The 19,652-nt window shown below is 65.5% G+C and carries 11 protein-coding genes; 4 read left to right on the forward strand and 7 right to left on the reverse strand.

Annotated features, from left to right (window positions below; genetic code table 11):
- Nucleotides 1-149: 149 nt before the first annotated feature.
- Nucleotides 150-1,373: a chromate efflux transporter gene (gene chrA, locus KIG99_RS19395; RefSeq protein WP_226461665.1), complete on the reverse strand. Its 1,224-nt coding sequence runs from the start codon at nucleotides 1,371-1,373 to the stop codon at nucleotides 150-152.
- Between the two features lie 281 nt (nucleotides 1,374-1,654).
- Here chrA and KIG99_RS19400 point away from each other — a divergent pair, with 281 nt between their 5' ends.
- From KIG99_RS19400 to yedF, 3 genes are all read left to right on the forward strand, one after another.
- Complete coding sequence (locus tag KIG99_RS19400; RefSeq protein WP_226461666.1) at nucleotides 1,655-1,927, forward strand: DUF2164 domain-containing protein; 273 nt, start codon at nucleotides 1,655-1,657, stop codon at nucleotides 1,925-1,927.
- A gap of 169 nt (nucleotides 1,928-2,096) precedes the next feature.
- Nucleotides 2,097-3,308 (forward strand): selenium metabolism membrane protein YedE/FdhT, encoded by a 1,212-nt coding sequence (gene yedE / locus KIG99_RS19405; RefSeq protein WP_226461667.1) that lies wholly within the window; start codon nucleotides 2,097-2,099, stop codon nucleotides 3,306-3,308.
- Nucleotides 3,305-3,544: a sulfurtransferase-like selenium metabolism protein YedF gene (gene yedF / locus KIG99_RS19410; RefSeq protein WP_226461668.1), complete on the forward strand. Its 240-nt coding sequence runs from the start codon at nucleotides 3,305-3,307 to the stop codon at nucleotides 3,542-3,544. The genes yedE and yedF overlap by 4 nt, the downstream gene beginning before the upstream one ends.
- Nucleotides 3,545-3,594: 50 nt before the next feature.
- Here the strand turns inward: yedF and can are convergent, their stop codons facing one another.
- From can to purE, 3 genes are read right to left on the reverse strand one after another with little or no spacing between them, the layout of a single operon-like run.
- The gene (can, locus tag KIG99_RS19415) at nucleotides 3,595-4,233 is read right to left on the reverse strand and encodes a carbonate dehydratase (RefSeq protein WP_226461669.1); all 639 of its coding nucleotides are present in this window, start codon (nucleotides 4,231-4,233) and stop codon (nucleotides 3,595-3,597) included.
- A gap of 54 nt (nucleotides 4,234-4,287) precedes the next feature.
- Nucleotides 4,288-5,445, reverse strand: a complete 1,158-nt coding sequence (locus tag KIG99_RS19420) for a 5-(carboxyamino)imidazole ribonucleotide synthase (RefSeq protein ID WP_226461670.1) — start codon at nucleotides 5,443-5,445, stop codon at nucleotides 4,288-4,290.
- Nucleotides 5,442-5,963, reverse strand: a complete 522-nt coding sequence (gene purE, locus KIG99_RS19425; protein ID WP_226461671.1) for a 5-(carboxyamino)imidazole ribonucleotide mutase — start codon at nucleotides 5,961-5,963, stop codon at nucleotides 5,442-5,444. Before purE ends, KIG99_RS19420 begins: the two co-directional genes overlap by 4 nt.
- A gap of 118 nt (nucleotides 5,964-6,081) precedes the next feature.
- Here purE and nhaR point away from each other — a divergent pair, with 118 nt between their 5' ends.
- Complete coding sequence (nhaR, locus tag KIG99_RS19430; protein WP_226461672.1) at nucleotides 6,082-6,990, forward strand: transcriptional activator NhaR; 909 nt, start codon at nucleotides 6,082-6,084, stop codon at nucleotides 6,988-6,990.
- A 147-nt stretch (nucleotides 6,991-7,137) separates the two neighbouring features.
- Here nhaR and KIG99_RS19435 read toward each other — a convergent pair whose 3' ends face one another.
- Genes KIG99_RS19435 through KIG99_RS19445 form a run of 3 tightly spaced genes read right to left on the reverse strand, consistent with a single transcriptional unit; the run spans nucleotide 7,138 to nucleotide 19,399 of the window.
- On the reverse strand, nucleotides 7,138-9,525 hold the full coding sequence (locus KIG99_RS19435; protein WP_226461673.1) for a phosphoketolase family protein: 2,388 nt from the start codon (nucleotides 9,523-9,525) through the stop codon (nucleotides 7,138-7,140).
- Nucleotides 9,522-10,616 (reverse strand): transaldolase, encoded by a 1,095-nt coding sequence (gene tal / locus KIG99_RS19440; RefSeq protein WP_226461674.1) that lies wholly within the window; start codon nucleotides 10,614-10,616, stop codon nucleotides 9,522-9,524. Before tal ends, KIG99_RS19435 begins: the two co-directional genes overlap by 4 nt.
- Nucleotides 10,613-19,399, reverse strand: coding sequence for a GH36-type glycosyl hydrolase domain-containing protein (locus KIG99_RS19445; RefSeq protein ID WP_226461675.1), 8,787 nt, complete (start codon nucleotides 19,397-19,399; stop codon nucleotides 10,613-10,615). The genes tal and KIG99_RS19445 overlap by 4 nt, the downstream gene beginning before the upstream one ends.
- Nucleotides 19,400-19,652 lie beyond the last annotated feature (253 nt).

A 19,652-nucleotide genomic window follows, 5' to 3' on the forward strand; every position in this document is an offset into this window, starting at 1 on the left:
CGGCCAGGGCAAAGGGGCGGCGATGCTACGCGCGCCGGGGCGGGCTGTCCAGCGGGAAATGCGTAGCCGGGAGAAACAAGAATGCGGGGTGAATGGGCGTCTGGCGGGATGCCCCGCGCCCAGTGGCCGACGCATGCGCCGGCCGCAAGTCAGGGCTGCATCAGGCCGCCGGCGAGGGCTGCCAGCGCGACAACGACAACCGGGGAAATTCTGGTCAACAGCAGCAGGCCGAAGGCGGCCAGCGCCAGGGCGAAATCCGTTCTGGCGTGAATGGCGCTCGTCCATACCGGGTCATAAAGTGCCGCCCCGAGAATGCCGACGACGGCAGCGTTGATCCCGGCCATCGCGCGCTGGATGCCATCGCGTTGGCGCAAGGCTTCCCAGTACGGCAATGCGCCGCCGACCAGCAGGAAGGACGGCAGAAAGATGGCCAGGAGCAGGAGCAGTCCGCCATGCCAGCCCCCCAGCGGCGCAGGCATGGCAGCCCCGAGAAAGGCGGCAAATGTGAACAGGGGGCCGGGCACGGCTTGTGCCGCAGCATAGCCGGCGAGAAAGATGTCGTTGCCGACCCAGCCGGGAACGACAACGCTCGTCTGTAAAAGGGGCAGGACGACGTGCCCACCGCCGAAGACCAGCGAACCTGCTTGGTAAAAGCCGGCAATCGCAGCTCCGGCCGCGGAATCGGTAAATACGGCCAGCGCCTGAAAGGCGAGCAGCAAGACGGCGAACAAGGCGAGCAAGCGCGCCCCGCCGCCGCGACTCACGCCGTAGTCCCGATGGTTGGCGGCAGGCAGGTGCGGCAGCGTCAACAGACGCCAGCCGACCAGGCCTCCGCCGGCAATCGCAAAAAGCTGGCTGAATGGCGAGTTCAGGCTGAGCACCACGAGCGCCGCCGTGAGCGCAATCGCGCCGCGCTGGCGGTCCGGACAGAGCGCCTTCGTCATTCCCCAGACGGCCTGCGCGACGACAGCCACCGCCATCACTTTCAGCCCATGCACGATGCCAGATTGAGCCAGATCACCATGGCCGGCGACGCCCAAGGCAAAGAGGATGAGTGCGATAGCCGAGGGCAGGGTGAAGCCCAGCCATGCGGCGAAAGCCCCGAGCCAACCGGCCCGGCTCAGGCCGAGGGCGATGCCGACCTGACTGCTCGCCGGCCCCGGCAGGAACTGGCACAAGGCAACGAGGTCGGAATAACTGTTGTCATCGAGCCACCGGCGCCGCTCGACGAATTCGGCACGGAAATAGCCGAGATGGGCGATCGGTCCCCCGAAGGAAGTCAGGCCGAGTTTCAGGAAAGCGCCGAGGACTTCGCCCGGACTGCCGGCCCGATGTGGCGTTTGCGCTTTGGGGGATGCGAGATCATGCTGCATGTTCCTGTTGTCCTTGTGAGTCGGCGGCCAGGCGCAAGCTTAACGGGCCTTGGTGCCGTTGTGCGAGTCGCCAACACTGACGGTCGGGTCGATACGGGCGCTGCCCCGGCTTGCCCATGCCGCCGGACAGATTCGCGGCGGCTGAAATCGGGCCCTCCCGACCGGTCGACCGGTCAGAAATCGCGTTTTTGCTCAGACTTTCCCCGCCTTGCCTAGTCTGTTCCTTTGCCGCCAAAGCGCCGACAATCCGCCTTTCTTTCCAGCTCTCGGGCGCAGCCAACATGACCATTGAAATCTCCAGTGACGCCAGCAAGGCAGCCATCGCCTCCATTCAGCGCTATTTCAAGGAAAACATGGATGAGCCGATTGGCGGGCTGGAGGCGGGGGCGCTGCTTTCCTTCTTCCTCAAGGAAGTCGGGCCGGCGATCTATAACAAGGGCGTGGCCGACGCGCAGACCCGCCTGCAGGCTTGGGTTGGGGAGCTGGATGTCGAGGTGTACGAGGAAGAGTTTTCCTACTGGACAACGCAGGGGCGCAAGGGCGCTCGCTCCTGATCTGCCGGTCTGCGTACTTCCGGCATTGCCATTTCCCCGAAAAGGCTTGAACATGCCGCCCCTCGAAAGCCTGACTCAGGCTTGTTGATCGCCTTGCTGGCAAGGTGATTTTGCCTTTCGGCGCGCCGGGCGCGGCCGGAGGCCATTTTTCATAAAGGTTCACCCATCCATGCTTTGGGAAAATTTCAAGCGCGATTATCTGGTGCGTTTCTGGGCGCCGGTTCCGGCGGTTATCGCGGCCGGTGTGTTGTCGGCCTACTATTTCGGGATCACCGGCACCTTCTGGGCGGTAACCGGCGAGTTCACCCGTTGGGGCGGGCATCTGCTGCAGTTTCTCGGTTACCACCCGGAGACCTGGGGCTATTTCAAGGTCCTGCATCTGGAGGGCACGCCGCTCGACCGGATCGACGGGCTGATGATCATCGGCATGTTTGCCGGCTGCCTGTCGGCGGCGCTGTGGGCCAACAACGTCAAGCTGCGCGTGCCGCAGCATCGCATCCGCATCGTGCAGGCGGTGGCCGGCGGCATCATTGCCGGTTTTGGCGCGCGTCTGGCGATGGGCTGCAACCTGGCCGCCTTCTTCACCGGGATTCCGCAGTTTTCGCTGCACGCCTGGTTCTTTGCGCTGGCGACGGCGGCGGGTTCGTGGTTTGGCGCGCGCTTCACAATGCTGCCCGTGTTCCGCACGCCGGTTAAATTGCAGAAGGTGTCGGCAGCAAAAACGATCGTGCAGGACGTCGACCGTGCGACGCGCCGCTTCCGCCTCGGCATGCTGGTTTTTGCCGCTTTCTTCCTGTGGGCTGTTGCCAAGACGCTGGATGCGCCCAAGCTCGGCCTGGCTGCGCTGTTCGGTCTCGCCTTCGGCCTGATCATCGAGCGCGCGCAGGTGTGCTTCACCTCGGCTTTCCGCGACCTGTGGCTGACCGGCCGCACGCAGATGGCCAAGGCGATCATCATCGGCATGGCGGTCAGCACCATCGGCGTGTTCAGCTATGTCCAGCTTGGCGTGTCGCCGAAGATCATGTGGGCCGGCCCGAATTCGGTGATCGGCGGGCTGCTTTTCGGCTTCGGCATCGTGCTCGCCGGCGGCTGCGAAACCGGCTGGATGTACCGGGCGGTCGAAGGTCAGGTGCATTACTGGTGGGTCGGTCTCGGCAACATCATTGGCGCCACCTTGCTTGCCGCCTGGTGGGACGATATCGCGCCGGCGCTGGCGACCAACTACGAGAAGGTCAATCTGCTCGCCGTGTTCGGCCCGCAGGGCGGCCTGATCGCCACCTACCTGATGCTGCTGCTGGCCCTGCTTGCCGTGCTGTGGTGGGAAAAACGTTTCTTTGCCGGCAAGGCCGGCCAACCCGAACTGGCCAGGGAGGCCGCATGAGCAAGCCGGAGTACGTACCCAACTATCGCCTCGACATGATGGGCGAACCCTGTCCGTATCCGGCCGTGGCGACGCTGGAGGCGATGCCGCAATTGCAGCCGGGTGAAATCCTCGAAGTGATTTCGGATTGCCCGCAGTCGATCAACAACATCCCGCTCGATGCGCGCAATCACGGCTACGAAGTCCTCGACGTCATCCAGGACGGGCCGACCATCCGCTACCTGATCCGCCGCTGAAAAAAAGCCCCCGGCACGCAGAGCCGGGCCGGGGCTGGTTGGCGTTCGTTCTAGCCGGCCACGGCTTCGGCGTAGGCCTGATCCAGCTCGTCGCGGCGGGCGGCGCTCATGTTCAGGTCGACCAGGCGACCGTCCTGCAGGCCATAGATCCAGCCATGCAACATCAGCTCCTGACCTGATTTCCAGGCTTCACTGACCGGCGTGGTCCGGGCCAGGTTGCGCACCTGTTCGATCACGTTCAGTTCGCACAGCCTTGCCCATCTGGCGTCGTAGTCGGCCATGCCATCGAGCACCCCGGCATGCCGTTCGCGCACATCCTCGATGTGGCGCAGCCAGTTGTCGATCATGCCGTTGGCCTGACCGTCGAGCGCCGCGCGCACGCCGCCGCAGCCGTAGTGGCCGCAGACGATGACGTGCTGCACCTTGAGGACCTGGATGGCGTAATGCACCACCGAGAGACAGTTGAGGTCGGTGTGCACGATCACATTGGCGATGTTGCGATGGACGAAGACCTCGCCCGGATTCAGGCCGGTGATCTGGTTGGCCGGCACGCGGCTGTCGGAGCAGCCGATCCAGAGGTATTTCGGGGCCTGCTGCTTGACCAGGCGCTGGAAGTAATCGGGATCTTCCTGCAGTTGTTGCAGCGACCACACCCGGTTCTTTTCGAAAAGTTCAGATAAGTACTTCATCGCTCGTCCTGTTTAAAAGTTGTCTTTTGCTGCGTGGCGTGGGCAAGGGCGGGCTCAATCGTGGCGGGCGCTGATGCCGATCGCTGCACGCGCTGCCATCGCAATCTGGTAGGGCTGCTCCAGCGTTTCACCGAGTACCGTAAAGTGGCCCATTTTGCGCCCTGGTCTGGCCTCGTGCTTGCCGTACAGGTGGAGTTTCAGGTCAGGATAGGCGAGCAGCTTTTCCCATTCGGGTTCGCTCGCCTGTTCCGGGTTGCCGGCAAACCACAGATCGCCGAGCAGATTGACCATGACCGCGGCCGAATGTGCCGAGACATCGCCCAGCGGCAAACCGCACAGGGCGCGCACCTGCTGCTCGAACTGGTTGGTCAGGCAGGCATCCAGCGTGTAGTGGCCGGAGTTGTGGGGCCTGGGCGCGAGTTCGTTGACGCAGAGCCGGCCATCGACGACGAAGAACTCGACGCTCAGCGTGCCGACATAGTCGAGGCTGGCGGCGATCTTCTCGGTCAGCGCACTTGCCTCGGCGGCCAGCGCGTCGCTGGCACGCTCGGCGGTCACGATGGAGTGATCGAGAATTCCCTGCTGGTGATGGTTTTCGGCGACCGGGAAGCACTTTGTCTGGCCCGCCGCGCTGCGCGTCAGGACCAGTGACAGCTCGTGTTCGAGCTGCATCTGCTTTTCCAGTACGCAAGGCTCGTGGTCGAACTGGCGAAAGGCGGCGCGGCAGGCAGCCTTGTCCTTGACGCGGATCTGGCCCTTGCCGTCATAGCCGAAGCGGGCAACCTTGAGAATGCCGGGGAACAGGCCGTCGGGCACATCCTGCAAATCGCCTTCGCTGCGGATGTCGGCGTAGGGCGCGTGCGGCAAGCCGTGCTTCTTGAGAAAACCTTTTTCCGCCGAGCGTTCCTGACAGATAGCGAGAGCTTCGGCGCTGGGCTGTACGGGAATGAAACGGGCAAGATAGGCCAGGGTTTCGGCCGGGACGCTCTCGAATTCGGTGGTGATTGCCGAGCAGCTGACCGCCATGTGGGTCAGGGCTTCACGGTCGGCGTAGGCAGCGACCAGGTGATGATCGGCAATGCGCCCGGCCGGACTGTTCTCGTCCGGATCGAGGACCATGACCCGGTAACCCAGTTGCTGGGCGGCGATGACAAAGTAGCGCCCGAGCTGGCCGCCACCGAGCATGCCGAGTGTTGCGGGCGGCAGGATCATTGCGGCCTCGCCAGTTGCATGCCCAGCACTTTCTCTTCCTGGCGTTGCCGGAAGTCGTCCAGTTTGCCGGCGAGTTCGCGGCCCAGGCTGTCGTTGCTGGTGCTCAGCATGGCAACGGCGAGGAGGGCGGCATTGGCGGCGCCGGCTTCGCCGATGGCGAAGGTGGCAACCGGCACGCCGCGCGGCATCTGCACAATGGAGAGCAGCGAGTCCATGCCCTTGAGGTGCTTCGAGGGAATCGGCACGCCCATGATGGGCACGGTTGTTTTGGCGGCCAGCATGCCGGGCAGATGCGCGGCACCGCCGGCGCCGGCGATGATCGCCCGGAGACCGCGTTCGCGTGCGGTCGTGGCATATTCGAAGAGCAGATCAGGCGTGCGGTGGGCTGAAACCACCCTGGCCTCGTAAGGAACCTCCAGCTCATCCAGTATTTTGGCGGCGGCCTGCATCACCGGCCAGTCGGAATCCGATCCCATGACGACCCCGATCAAGGGGTGAATCTTGTTCGATTTGCTCATTGTTTCTCCGGGTTGGGCTACAGGCGGCGGAGAATAGTGATAAACGATACAACGATCCAGTCGAATATAATTTAGCCAAACATCCAGATTTTCGATGTGTTAAACCGCCACGGACGCCATGACGACACTCAATTTCAAACACTTGCGCTACTTCTGGATGGTTGCCAAAACCGGCAGCATTGCCCGTGCCGGCGAACAACTGCACCTGACGCCGCAGTCGATCAGTGGTCAGCTCGGGGAGTTCGAGGACAGCCTCGGCACCAAGCTTTTCCGGCGCGCCGGACGGGGTCTGGAACTGACCGAAGCGGGGCGGCGCATCCTCGGCCATGCCGAGGAGATTTTCGCCATCGGCGACGAGTTGCTTGATGCGGTACACGAGCAAAAAACGAAGAAAACGCTGCCCTTCAACATCGGGATCGCCGATTCGGTGTCGAAGTCGGTCGCCTGTCGCCTGCTCGAGCCGGCGCTGCATGTCGAGGAACCGGTGCGCCTGATCTGCCGGGAAGGACGTTTGTCGTCCTTGCTGGCCGATCTGGCGGTGCATCGCCTGGACATGCTGATTGCCGATCGCGCCATGCCGACCAAGCTGAATGTGCGTGGCTACAGCCACTTGCTCGGTGAATGCGGCCTGACCGTATTTGCCGCGCCGGCGCTGGCTGCTCGTTTGAGCGGCGAGTTTCCGGCCCTGCTCAACAACGCACCGTTCCTACTGCCCGGCGAGGATGTGGCGGTGCGGCCGCGCCTGCTGCAATGGCTGGACAAGCACAATCTGCGGCCGCTCATCGTCGGCGAGTTTGACGACAGCGCGCTGATCAAGGCCTTCGGGCAGGCCGGCGCCGGCCTGTTTGTCGCACCGACGGCGATTGCCGAGCAGGTCTGCCGGCAATACAACGTGGTCGAGGTCGGGCGCATCGACGCGGTGGTCGAGCAGCTCTATGCGATCACCACCGAACGCCGGCTGACGCATCCGGCCATCGTTGCGGTCAGCGAAGCGGCCAAGCGACAGGTGTTCGGCAAGCCGGCCTGATCTGCGGCTGAAAAAGGCCCCTGAACCGGCGTCGACCGCCTGGGCCCAAGCCGCAATCTGCTGATGGAACTACCAAGCAACCGACTAAGCCGCCAAACGATGGCGGCTTAGTCTCTGCTTATCCCCTTGTCAGGGGCGGGAGCCTGGTCAGGCCTTGTTGCCCGGCGTCCACTTCCAGTTGCGGATTTCCGGCAGGTCTTCGCCGTATTGCGCGATGTACTGCTTGTGCTCGATCAGCTTGTCGCGGATCGCCTGCTTGGCGTAGGCGGCGCGCGGGCCGAGCTGGGGCACGCGGTCGATGACGTCGGCGACCAGGTGGAAGCGGTCGAGGTCGTTCATCACCACCATGTCGAACGGCGTCGAGGTCGTGCCTTCTTCCTTGTAACCGCGTACGTGCAGGTTCCTGTGGTTGGTGCGCGGGTAGGTCAGGCGGTGGATCAGCCACGGGTAGCCGTGGTAGGCGAAGATGATCGGCTTGTCGCGCGTGAACAGCACGTCGAAATCCTTGTCGGACAGGCCATGCGGGTGCTCGCCCGGCGGCGGCAGGGTCATCAGGTCGACGACGTTGATGACGCGGATTTTCAGCTCGGGGAAGTGCGTGTTGAGCAGTTCGACGGCGGCCAGGGTTTCCAGGGTCGGCACGTCACCGGCGCAGGCCATCACGACGTCCGGCTCGTCGCCCTTGTCGTTGCTTGCCCATTCCCAGATGCCGATGCCGGCGGTGCAGTGCTTGATCGCCGCGTCCATGTCCAGCCATTGCGGTGCCGGCTGCTTGCCGGCGACGATCACATTGACGTAATTGCGGCTGCGCAGGCAGTGGTCGGTGACGCTGAGCAGGGTGTTGGCGTCGGGCGGCAGATAGACGCGGATGACTTCCGATTTCTTGTTGATGACGTGGTCGATGAAGCCCGGGTCCTGGTGGCTGAAACCGTTGTGGTCCTGGCGCCAGACGTGCGACGAGAGCAGGTAGTTGAGCGAGGCGATCGGCGCCCGCCAGGGAATACCGTTGCACACCTTGAGCCACTTGGCGTGCTGGTTGAACATCGAGTCGATGATGTGGATGAAGGCCTCGTAGCACGAGAAGAAGCCGTGCCGGCCGGTCAGCAGGTAGCCTTCGAGCCAGCCTTCGCACTGGTGCTCGCTCAACATTTCCATGACACGGCCGTCGGGTGCGACGTGGTCGTCGCTGGCGAGAATTTCCGCCGTCGAACAACGCTTGGTGACTTCGAACAGCGCACCCCAGCGGTTGGAGGCAGTTTCGTCGGGGCTGAAGACGCGGAAGTTGGCCGGGTTGTGCTGCATCACGTGGCGCAGGAAAACGCCCTGGGCGCGGGTCGATTCGGCATCCACCGCACCCGGCACGGAAACCGCGACGGCGAACTCGCGAAAATCCGGCAAACGCAGGTCACGCAGCAGATGGCCGCCGTTGGCATGCGGGTTGGCGCTCATCCGGCGCTGGCCCTTGGGTGCCAGTTCGGCGATTTCCGACAGCAGGCGGCCGCCGGCATCGAACAGTTCTTCCGGCCGGTAGCTCAGCATCCAGCTTTCAAGCAGGGCGACGTGGCCGGGTTGGCTCATGTCGCTCATCGGCACCTGGTGCGAGCGGAAAGTGCCTTCGGCCGGCTTGCCGTCGACCATCTTCGGACCGGTCCACCCTTTCGGCGAGCGCAAAATGATCATCGGCCAGGCCGGGCGCACCGTGAAGCCGTTCAGGCGGGCATCGCTCTGGTAGCGCTTGATCTCGGCAATGGCGCGTTCGAGCGTGGCGGCCATCTTCTGGTGCATTTCGTCCGGGTCGTCGCCCTCGACGAAATAGGGCGTGTAGCCGTAGCCGCGGAACAGTGCTTCCAGCTCGGCATGCGGAATGCGCGCGAGCACGGTCGGGCCGGCGATCTTGTAGCCGTTGAGGTGCAGGATGGGCAGCACGGCGCCGTCATGTACCGGGTTGAGGAACTTGTTGGAATGCCAGCTGGTGGCCATCGGCCCGGTTTCCGCTTCGCCGTCGCCGACGACGCAGGCGACGATCAGGTCCGGGTTGTCGAAGGCTGCACCGTACGCGTGCGACAGCGCATAGCCGAGTTCGCCGCCTTCATGGATCGAGCCCGGCGTTTCCGGCGAGACATGGCTGGGAATGCCGCCGGGAAAGGAAAATTGCTTGAACAGGCGCTGCATGCCGTCGACGTCCTGCGAGATGTCGGGGTAAACCTCGCTGTAGGTGCCTTCGAGCCAGGTATTGGCAACGATGCCGGGGCCGCCGTGGCCGGGGCCGGTGATGTAGATGACGTCGAGGTCCTGTTCCTTGATCAGCCGGTTCAGGTGCACGTAGATGAAATTGAGGCCGGGTGTCGTGCCCCAGTGGCCGAGCAGGCGCGGCTTGACGTGTTCGAGGCGGAGCGGCTCACGGAGCAGCGGATTGGCGTAGAGATAGATCTGACCGACCGAAAGGTAATTGGCGGCGCGCCACCAGGCGTGCATCTTGTGCAGCAAATCGGGGCTGAGCGGGGCGTCGACCGTTGCGGAAGTGGAATGAGTCATGGGGTGGGTACTCCAGAGGTGAGCGGCCGGCATTTTTCGGCTACGGCGGCGAGCAGTTCGGTCCATGCTTTGACGAAGGATAGCGCGCCGTCGCGTTGCAGGCGGGTGGCCAGTGCGGCGATGTCGATGCCGGCCAGCGCGAAGTCGGCGAGGACGATTTCGGCATCGCCGCCATCCTCGGGCATGACGCCATTCAGTTCGCCGTGGTCGGCAAAGGCGAGCAGGGTCTTTTCCGGCAGGGTGTTGATCGTGCCCGGCGCGGCCAGCGTTTCGACGTAGAGCGTGTCGCGCATCTGCGGATCCTTGGTGCCGGTGCTGGCCCAGAGCAGGCGCTGCGGTAGCGCGCCGGCCGCGGCAAACTTCTTCCAGGCGGAATAGCCCTGGCGCTGGCAGGCCGCCTTGTAGATGCGGCGGGCAATCGCGACGCCGAGCTGATTGCCCAGGTTCGCCGGCACCTGGCCGGCGACGGCGACATCCCAGCGGCTGATGAAGATCGAGGCGACCGAAACGACCTTGGGGTCAAGGCCGGCCTCGATCCGGCGCTGGATGCCGCGCCAGTAGGCATCGGCGGCGGCGATGTACTGCTCGCGGGAAAAGAGCAGGGTGACATTGACCGGCACGCCGGCAAAGATCGCTTCCTCGATCGCCTTGACGCCGGCCGGGGTTCCGGGAATCTTGATCAGCAGGTTGGGGCTGGCCGCCTGCGCGTGCAGGCGTTTGGCCTCGGCCAGCGTGGCGGCAGCATCGTCGGCAAGCAGCGGCGAGACTTCAAGCGACACCCAGCCGTCGAGGCCGCCGCTGGCGGCGTGCAGCGGCTGGAAGATGGCGGCGGCGCGCGTCAGGTCTTCGATTGCCAGCTCGAAGAACAGCGTTTCGCCCGTCTTGCCTTCCGCCGACTTTTGCCGGATCGCCGCATCGTAGGCGGTGCCGCGCCCGATCGCCTGCTCGAAAATGCTCGGGTTGGAGGTCAGGCCTGTGACCGACAGCTCGGTGCAATAGCGCTGCAGCGTGCCGTTGTCGAGCAAGTCGCGCGAAATGTTGTCGAGCCAGAGACTCTGGCCGAGGGCGTGCAATTGCTGGCTGGCGTTCATTGATCGTTCTTCCTGTTGTGGGGTGGCAACAATCGGCCGGGAATGATGATTTCTACCGCATGTTCCAGGCCGTCATCAAGCAGCTTGATCAAATGACCTGCGTTAATGCTGCCGTCGACGCGGATGCCGGCCGGGTCGCCCGAATCCGTTTGTTGCACGGCAATCCGGTAAGGGGTTCGTCCATAACGGTAGGTGAGGCTGAACGCCTTCCAGTCGGCCGGCAGGCAGGGTTTGAATGCCATTTGCCCGGCTTCGACGCGCAGACCGAGCAGGGATTCGAGAATCAGCCGGTACAGCCAGCCGGCCGAACCGGTGTACCAGGTCCAGCCGCCGCGCCCCTGGTGCGGCGCCATGGCATAGACGTCGGCAGCGACGACATAGGGTTCGACCTTGTAGGTCTCGATTGCTGCCGGCGAATCGGCATGGCGGATGGGGTTGATCATGTCGAAGAGTGCCCAGGCGAGCCGGCTGTCGCCCAGTTCAGCAAAGGCCATCGTCGCCCAGATCGCCGCCTGCGTGTATTGGCCGCCGTTTTCGCGGACGCCGGGCACGTAGCCGCGGATATAGCCGGGGTTGAGCGGCGAGCTGTCGAAAGGCGGATCGAGCAACTGGATCAGGCGGTGCTCGCGGCGCACCAGGTGTTGGTCGAGCGCTGCCATCGCCTGCCGCGCGTGTGCAGCATCGGCGACGCCGGAGAGCACGGCCCAACTCTGCGCGATCGAATCGATGCGGCATTCCGGGTTGGCGGCGCTGCCGAGCGGCGTGCCGTCGTCGAAATAGGCACGCCGGTACCACTCGCCATCCCAGCCGTGCAGTTCGAGATGGCGCTTCAACTGTTCGGCTTCGGCGTGGCAGCGTTCGGCGAAAACGCCGTCACCTTGCCGGATCGCCAGGTCGCTGAACTGGCTCAGGGTATCGTGCAGGAAGAAGCCGAGCCAGATGCTCTCGCCCTTGCCCTGGGCGCCGACCAGGTTCATGCCGTCGTTCCAGTCGCCCGAGCCGATCAGCGGCAGGCCGTGCCAGCCGAAGCGCAAGGCATGCTGGATGGCGCGCACGCAATGCTGGTAGAGGCTGGCGGCGCTGGCCGAGCGGGCCGGCAGGTCGTAATAGGAGTCGTCTTCGGCGTTGACCGGTCGACCTTCCAGAAAGGCAATATTCTCGTCGAGCACGGCATGGTCGCCGCTCAGCCGGATATAGCGGCAGACCGCCTGCGGCAGCCAGAGCAGATCATCCGAGCAATGCGTGCGGACGCCGCGCCCGGCCGGCGGATGCCACCAGTGCTGCACGTCGCCCTCGGCAAACTGGCGGGCCGCGCTGCGCAGCAGATGCTCGCGCAACAGGGCCGGTTCGGCATGGACCACGGCCATGCTGTCCTGCAACTGGTCGCGAAAGCCGAAAGCGCCGCCCGACTGGTAATAGCCGCTGCGCGCCCAGAGGCGGCAGGCGATGGTCTGGTAGAGCAGCCAGCCGTTGGCGAGCAGGTTGAGCGCCGGATCGGGCGTGTCGACCTGAACGGCGCCCAGCGTGTGGGTCCAGTAGGTGCTGACGGCAGCCAGCGAGGCCTGGGCCGCGCCCGTTCCCTGCTGTCGGTGGGCGAGTTCGCCGGCATCGGTGCCGCGCCGGCCGCGCGCGCCAAGGCGGAAAATGATTTCGCGTTCCTCGCCAGCGGCGAGATCGAAGGGCACCATCAACGCGGCGCAGGGGTCGAGCCCGGCGCCGACCGTATTCGACAGGCGCAGGCGTCCGAGCGCCGCCGGCCTGGCCAGGCTGCCGTTGCGCCCGATGAATTCGCGGCGGTCGCCGCAGACACTGGCCAGCCGGGTCGCGGCATCGGCATCGAAGAAGGCGATGCGGTCGCCGAACTCGGCGCTGTACGGGTTGTGGGCACAGATCGCGCCACTCGCCGGGTCGATTTCGGTGATCACGTGCATGGCCGATTTGGGACGCAGGTCGCCGAGCACCCATTCGACGTAACCGGTTGCCGAGAGCCGGCGCCAGTGGCCGGAGTCGTTGCGGATTTTGAGCACCGAAAACTTCAGCGCAGCCTGCGCATCGACGTGGATGCTGAGTTCGGAGTGGATGCCGTCCTCGCTATGCGTAAACACGCTGTAGCCGAAGCCGTGCCGGGTGACGTAAGGGCCTGTGCCGGCGCAGGGCAGCGGCGTCGGCGACCAGAAATGGCCGCTTTCCTCATCGCGCAGGTAGATCGCTTCGCCGCCCGGATCGCTGACCGGGTCGTTGTGCCAGGGCGTGAAGCGGAATTCGTGGGCGTTTTCGCTCCAAGTGTAGGCGCTGCCGCTCTCCGAAATGACCGTGCCGAAATGCGCATTGGCGATGACGTTGGACCATGGTGCCGGCGTCGCCCGCTGGCTGGTGATGACATATTCGCGACCATCGGGCGCAAAGCCGCCGTAGCCGTTGAAAAACTGCAGATCGCCGGGCGTTGCCGGGCTGGCCGGTGGCGGCGCCGGGCGGTGGACGCGGCTCGCTACCAGGCGCGGCACATGCACCCGATGCAGAGCGTTCGGGCGGTTGATTTGCTCGGCCAGCGTGCCCAGGCTGTCGGCGATGATGACGCGGGCGACGGTCTGGAACAGGGTGCGGTCCTCGCGCGAAATCTGCTCGGCAACGCGCACGAAAATGCCGCCCGGCCGGTCGGTCAGGTTGGCTTCGACGCCGGCGGCGATCAGGCCGAGGATCTGTTCCTGCAGGACCTGGCGATAGCCGGCGTGGTCCTCGTTCCAGATCACCAGATCGACGGCCAGGCCCTTGAGGCGCCAGTAGGCATGCGCCTGGACGAGCTGGCGGACGAGTTCGATGTTGTCCGGGCTGCCTATCTGCAGCAGCACGATTGGCAGGTCGCCGGAAATGGCATAGCCCCACAGCCCGGACTGGCCGCGCCGGTTACCGCCCAGGGTGGCAATATCGGCACGCAGCGCCGGGTTGGCGTGGATGATCGAGCCGGCGAGGTGGTTGAAGAGTTGCGCGTCGGACTCGCTGGCGTTGATCTGCTGCAGGTTGACCCAGCTATGCGTCCAGGCGAGGTCGAAGACGCGGTCGGCGAGATGCCGGTCACGGTACTTGCCGACCAGGCGCAGTGCCGCATCGCGCGTTTCGCCGACGCCGTAGACCAGGTCGACGGTTACCGTCTGTTCCGGCGCCAGCGTGATCCGGGTGCGGATGGCGAGCATCGGGTCGAGCACCGAACCGGCGCTGCCGGACAGGGCTTCGCACATTGCGGCTGGGTTCGCCAGGTCGCGGGTGCGGCCGATGAAGCGGGCGCGGTCGGTTTCGTAACTGGCGGCACTGGCCTCGGCGCCATGCACGGCGAGCAGGTGGAACAGGGTCGGCACGGCCTCGTCGACGGCACGCGGCCGGCGGGTGCACAGGATGGCCTGGCGGTCGGCGACGATCTCCGTCTGCACGAAGAGATTGCTGAAGGCCGGATGCAGCGCATCGGCGGCCGGGCTGTTGAGCACGACTTCGGCGTAGCTGGTGATCTCGATGATGCGACGGTTCGTGGAACGATTGGTGATGCGCAGGCGGCGCAGTTCTATGTCGTCCTCGGGCGAAACGACGATCTCGGTATGCGTCTCGTAGTCGTGGTCGCGCCGGCGGAATTCGGCGCGCGCCTCGGAGAAGATCGCCTCGTAGCTGTCGGCGCGCGTCCGGGTCGGCTGGTGCGCCGACGACCAGAACTCGCCGCTGGCGACGTCGCGCAGATAAGTGAAATTGCCCCAGTGGTCGCGCGTGCCGTCCTCGCGCCAACGGGTCACGGCGAGATCCTTCCAGCGGCTGTAACCGCCGCCGGCATTGGTGACCATGACGTGATAACGCCCGTTCGACAGCAACTGCACTTCGGGAATCGGGGTATCGGCGCTGCTGATGACGCGCATCGGCATTTCCGGGCCGTTCGTCTCGCTGCGGCTTTCCGAAAGCTCCGGCGTATGCACGTGGAAACTGGTCGTGTTCGGCACGCGCTCCTGCAGCAGCAGGGCGGTGGCCTGGAACAGCGGATCGGAGGCAAAGCGCTTCTGCATCGGCCGGTCGAGCAGCAGGTGGGCAAGGGCGAGCAGGCTCATGCCCTGGTGGTGCGCCATGAAGGAACGCACGATGGCACTGTCCTGGCCGCGCGGCAGACGGCCCGGTGTGTAGTCGATCGCTTCGTACATGCCGTAGCGGCCTTCGAGCCCGTCGGCGGCGAGACGTTGCAGGTTATGGCAGGCGGCTTCGGGCAGCACCATCAGGGCGAGGGCCGAGGCGTAGGGCGCGATGACCAGGTCGTCGGCCAGGCCGCGCTTCAGGCCGAGACCGGGCACGCCGAAGGCGCGGTACTGGTAGTTGAGGCGGGTGTCGACGGCGTTGTAGCCGGATTCGGACAGCCCCCAGGGCACGCCGCACTGCTTGCCGTAGGCGATCTGGCGGCGGACGGCGGCGAGGCAGGTCTGGTCGAGCAGGGTGTTCTCGTAGCTCGGCATGACCAGCAGCGGCATCAGGTATTCGAACATCGAGCCGCTCCACGAAAGCAGGATGGGCTCGCCGCCGGCGGTGGTGAGCAGGCGGCCGAGGGCGAACCAGCTTTCCTGCGGAATGGCGCCCTGGGCGATGGCAACGAAGCTCGACAGGCGCGATTCGGAGGCGAGCAGATCGTAATTGCCGGTATCGCAGCGACGCTGCTCGACGCTGTAGCCGACGCTGAGCAGGTGCTGCCCCTTGTCGTAGAGAAAATCGTAATCGACGACAGCCATTTCGCCGGCCTGGCGGGCGAGGCTTTCGCAGCTCGCGATGCGCTCGCCGGCACGCCGGCTGACCAGGGCGAGCAGGCCGTGGAAGCCGGCGAGCCAGACTTTGACCTCGGCATTGTTGTCGGCTGCCGGATCGAGGGCCGGCAAGCGGCTGGCCTCCGTTGCCAGGTTGGCCAGTTCGCGCAGGGTGGGCAGCAATTTGAGGCCGCCGAGGCCGTCGACCGCCGGGCGCAGGCTGGCCGGCACCAGCGTGATCTGGTGCCAGGGCGCAAGGAAGTCGAGCTCGTTGAGGGCGTCGCCGCACTGGCGCAGCAGCGCAGCGGTCCACCATTCGGCGAGGGCATTTTTGTCGTCCAGGGCCGCGAACTGGGCGGCCAGCGTGTTTGCCGAATGGATCAGTTTTTCCAGCCAGTTGCGCGCCGCGCTGGTGCTCGGCGGGGACGCGTCGTCGGCCGATTCGACATCGGCGTGCAGGCGCGCGAGTTCGGACGGCGGATTGTCGCCGGCTGCCTCGATCAGGATAGCCAGAGTTTCGCCGAGCGCGGCAAAGCTGCGGACGCCGAGGATTTTCTGGTCGGCCAGCGCGAGCAGGCCGGGCTTGAGGGTGAGCAGGTGACCGGCCAGGTTGCCGCTGTCGACCGAGGAAACGTAGAGCGGCGATAGCGGTTGCAGGGTCTGCGTGTCGTACCAGTTGTAGAAATGCCCCTGGTGGCGAGCCAGCATCTGCATGCTGGCGAGCGCATTGGCGGTGCGTTCGAGCAACTGGCCGACCGATATGTAGCCGAAGTCGCAGGCGCTCAGGTTGCTGAGCAGGGCGAGCCCCATGTTGGTCGGCGAAGTGCGGTGGGCGAGCGCTGCGCTCGGTTGTTCCTGATAATTGTCAGGCGGCAGCCAATGCTCGTCGGCGGTGACGAAGGTTTCGAAGAAGGCCCAGGTCTTGCGCGCCAGACGATGCAGGAAAAAGCGCTGCGCCGCCGGCAGGCTGGCCGTTTGCCGTTGCAGCGGCCGGCTGATCCACCAGACGAGGGCGGGCGCACTCAGCCAGAGCAGCAGGACGGCGGCCGCCACCGGCAGCGCCGCCGGGCGCAGGGCGAGCAGCACGAGCGCGGCAGTCAGCGCGCCGGCCGGCGCCAGCCACATCGTCGCGAGCGTGCGCAGCAGGTCGCCGACGCTGCCCGGCTCGGGATGGCGGCTGTTGTCGTACTGACGCTGCACTTCGCCGGACGGATTCCATTCAAGCAGGCGGTGGCGGGTGAATACAACGCGGGCCGTGGTGCGGACAACGGCATCGAGACTGAAAAACGCCTCGTAGGGCAGACAGGCCAGGCTGAAGGCGGCCTGCGCCAGGGCCAGGGCGGTCGACTGCAAAATACCGGCAAAATGCTGGCCGAAACGCATCTCGGCCGGTTTCCGGAAAACCGCCAGGGCAGCGGTGAGCAGCGGCGGCAAAAAGACGATACCGGCGACGAACAGCGTCCACGCCAGCACTGAGGGCATGAGCAGCCAGCCGAGCAGGAACAGGGCGATCAGGGCGGCCGGGACCAGGCTGCGGCGCAGGTTGTCGAACAGTTTCCACTGCGCCAGCATGGACAGCGGGTTGCGCAGCCGGCTGCGGCCGAGGCCGGGGACGCGCCGCAATAGCCAGCTGGCGATCTGCCAGTCGCCGCGTATCCAGCGCCGGCGGCGGCTGACATCGGCGCTGTAGCGCGCCGGGTAGTCTTCGTAGAGCTGCACGTCGCTGAGCAGGCCGGCGCGCGCGTAGCAGCCTTCAAGCAGGTCGTGGCTGAGGATGCGGTTTTCCGGGAAGCGGTCCTGCAGGGATAGCTCGAAGGCTTCGACGTCGTAGATGCCCTTGCCGATGAAGGAACCTTCGCCGAACAGGTCCTGGTAAACGTCGGAAACGGCGCGCGTGTAAGGATCGACACCGGCTTCCGAGCCGCACAGCCGGGCGTAGCGCGAGCGATTGGTGCTGGGCAGGCTGACCGCCATGCGCGGCTGCAGGATGCCGTAGCCACCGACCACCATCTGCGTCGCCGGGTCGATCTGCGGCCGGTTGAGCGGATGCGCCATGGTCGCGGCAAATTCGCGGGCGGCATCGCGCGGCAGGCTGGTGTCGGTATCCAGGGTGATGACGTAGCGGACGTGCTGAAGCTGGGTCGTGTCGCCGACGATCAGCGCAAACGGCAGGCGGTTGCCGCAACGGATCAGGGTATTGAGATCGCCGAGCTTGCCGCGCTTGCGCTCGTAGCCCATCCAGATGCCTTCGCCGGCATTCCAGCGGCGCGGCCGGTGCAGGAGCAGGAAGGCATCGTTGCCGATGCTGTCGTATTTGCGGTTGAGTTCTTCGATGCGCCGCGCGGCAAGGGCGAGCAGTTCGGCATCGTCGGGCAGGGTTTCGCTCGCCGCATCGCGCAGGTCGGTGAGCAGGGCAAAGTGCAGGCAGGGATCGCGGTTGGCGAGAAAGCGCACTTCCAGTGCCTCGATCAGTTCCTCGACGCCGGACAGGCTGCCGAGCATGGTCGGCACGACGACCAGGCTGCGCGCTTCGGGCGCAATGCCGCGGCTGAAGTCGAGACGCGGCAGCGGGTGCGGCGCGACGAACAGGGTGGCCAGCCAGTTCACCAGCGTGATCGCCAGCTGGCTGCCACCAAGCAGGGCGGGTACGATGCTCAGCGCCAGCAGCCAGGCGGGTACCTGATCGAAACTGGCCAGAGCGAGGAAACTGCCGGCCAACAGGGCACTGAGCAGCGCGATGGCGCCGAGATAGAACGACAGCGGGAAGCGGCGGCCGAGGCGGCGCAGCCTTTCACTGCCCGGCAGGCGGGTTTCGGCGGCCCGCTCGAGATCGGCCAGACCCTGATCGATCAGGTAGTAGCCGACGTGGCCGGCGCGGGCATCGGCCAGACCGCTCGCCAGATGGGCGAGCTGGATTGCCTTGCGGGCGACTTCGATTTCCGACAGCGGGCTGGCATGCGCCACCTTCTCGATGACGTGACGGTAGCGGTCGCGTGTCGCGAAATCCATGCGGCCGTAGCTGCCGTCCGGATCCTCGCGCAGCTTCTGGTCGACGGCACTCATCGTTTCGACGAACTCGCGCCAATCGACGGCGAGCAGGAAGCGCAGGCTGCCGATGCTGTTGCTGATCGATACCTGGTTGGCGGCCTGGCTCTGGGTTTCCGACTGGACCAGCTGTTCGATGGTCTGGCCGCATTCGGACAGGCGCTGCTCGATCCAGGTCAGCGGCAGCGCGAGCGCCGAGCTGTGCCCCTGCAGGCGGCGCGCCAGTTCGGCGACGAAGGCATCGACCAGCGGCGGATTCGAGCGCGCCATGTCGGCGATGACCAGGATCAGGCTTTTCGGGTCGGATTCGGCGACCTCGACCATCTGGTCGGCCCAGCCATCGGCCTGGTTGCGGTCGAGCATGCCGGCCGCAACCCGGGTGGCAACGCGGCGCAGGTTCTCGATCAGCGCCAGGCGCAGCATGATCGGAATCGCCCACAGTTCGCCGAGCTTGAGATCGGCCAGCTTCTGGTAGGCGGCAACGAAGCGGTTCAGGCTTTCCGGATCGACGCGGCCGTCGCCGTGCGCAATGGCTTCGAGGGCGATGTCGTAGACGCGCGGCAGGCCGGCCGACGGGCCGTTGGCGAGCAGGGGCAGCTCGCGGCTGTAGCCCTTGGGGAAGTGGCGGCGGGCGGTACGGATCTGTTCTTCGATCAGGTAAAAATTGTCGAGCATCCACTCGCCGGCCGGCGTGATGCGGTGTTCCTTTTTCAGCGCCGTGCGCAGCAGGTTGTAGGCGGCGAGCAGCACGTTCTCGTTATCGGCGAGGCGGGCCAGCAGCTGGTCGGGACCGGCGCCGGCGGCCAGCTTGTGGGCGGTGGCCAACGTCCGGCCGTGGCGTTCCATCTGGTCGGCGCCGAACAGCTCGGCGCGCAGGGGCGGCTCGGCGGCAGCATATTTGCCGCGGCTCGGCCAGTGGCGCAGCGTGTTGCTCAGTTCATGCAGGGTCGTCGTGACCGCCTCAAATGCGTGTTTCAATTTTGCTTCTCCTGGTCCGGGGCGCAGCCGCCAGCTGCCGTTGGGGCGGGGCAAATCCGGGCAAGGCCGGTGCTGATTGGCTCAAGGACGAAATGCAGCTTAGGCGCGATGGCGCGCCGCGTATGTGTGCTATCGCACAGAGTTGGCGCGGCAAAATGGCCAGGATGTAGCGGTCGACCGCCGAAAATTCAGGAAAATGCCCGGTCGCTGGCGAATGGTCGGGTCTCTGCGGCCGATTCAGAGTAAGGTGCGG

Origin of the sequence: Quatrionicoccus australiensis (genome assembly GCF_020510425.1) — a bacterium.
Classification (GTDB): domain Bacteria; phylum Pseudomonadota; class Gammaproteobacteria; order Burkholderiales; family Rhodocyclaceae; genus Azonexus; species Azonexus australiensis_A.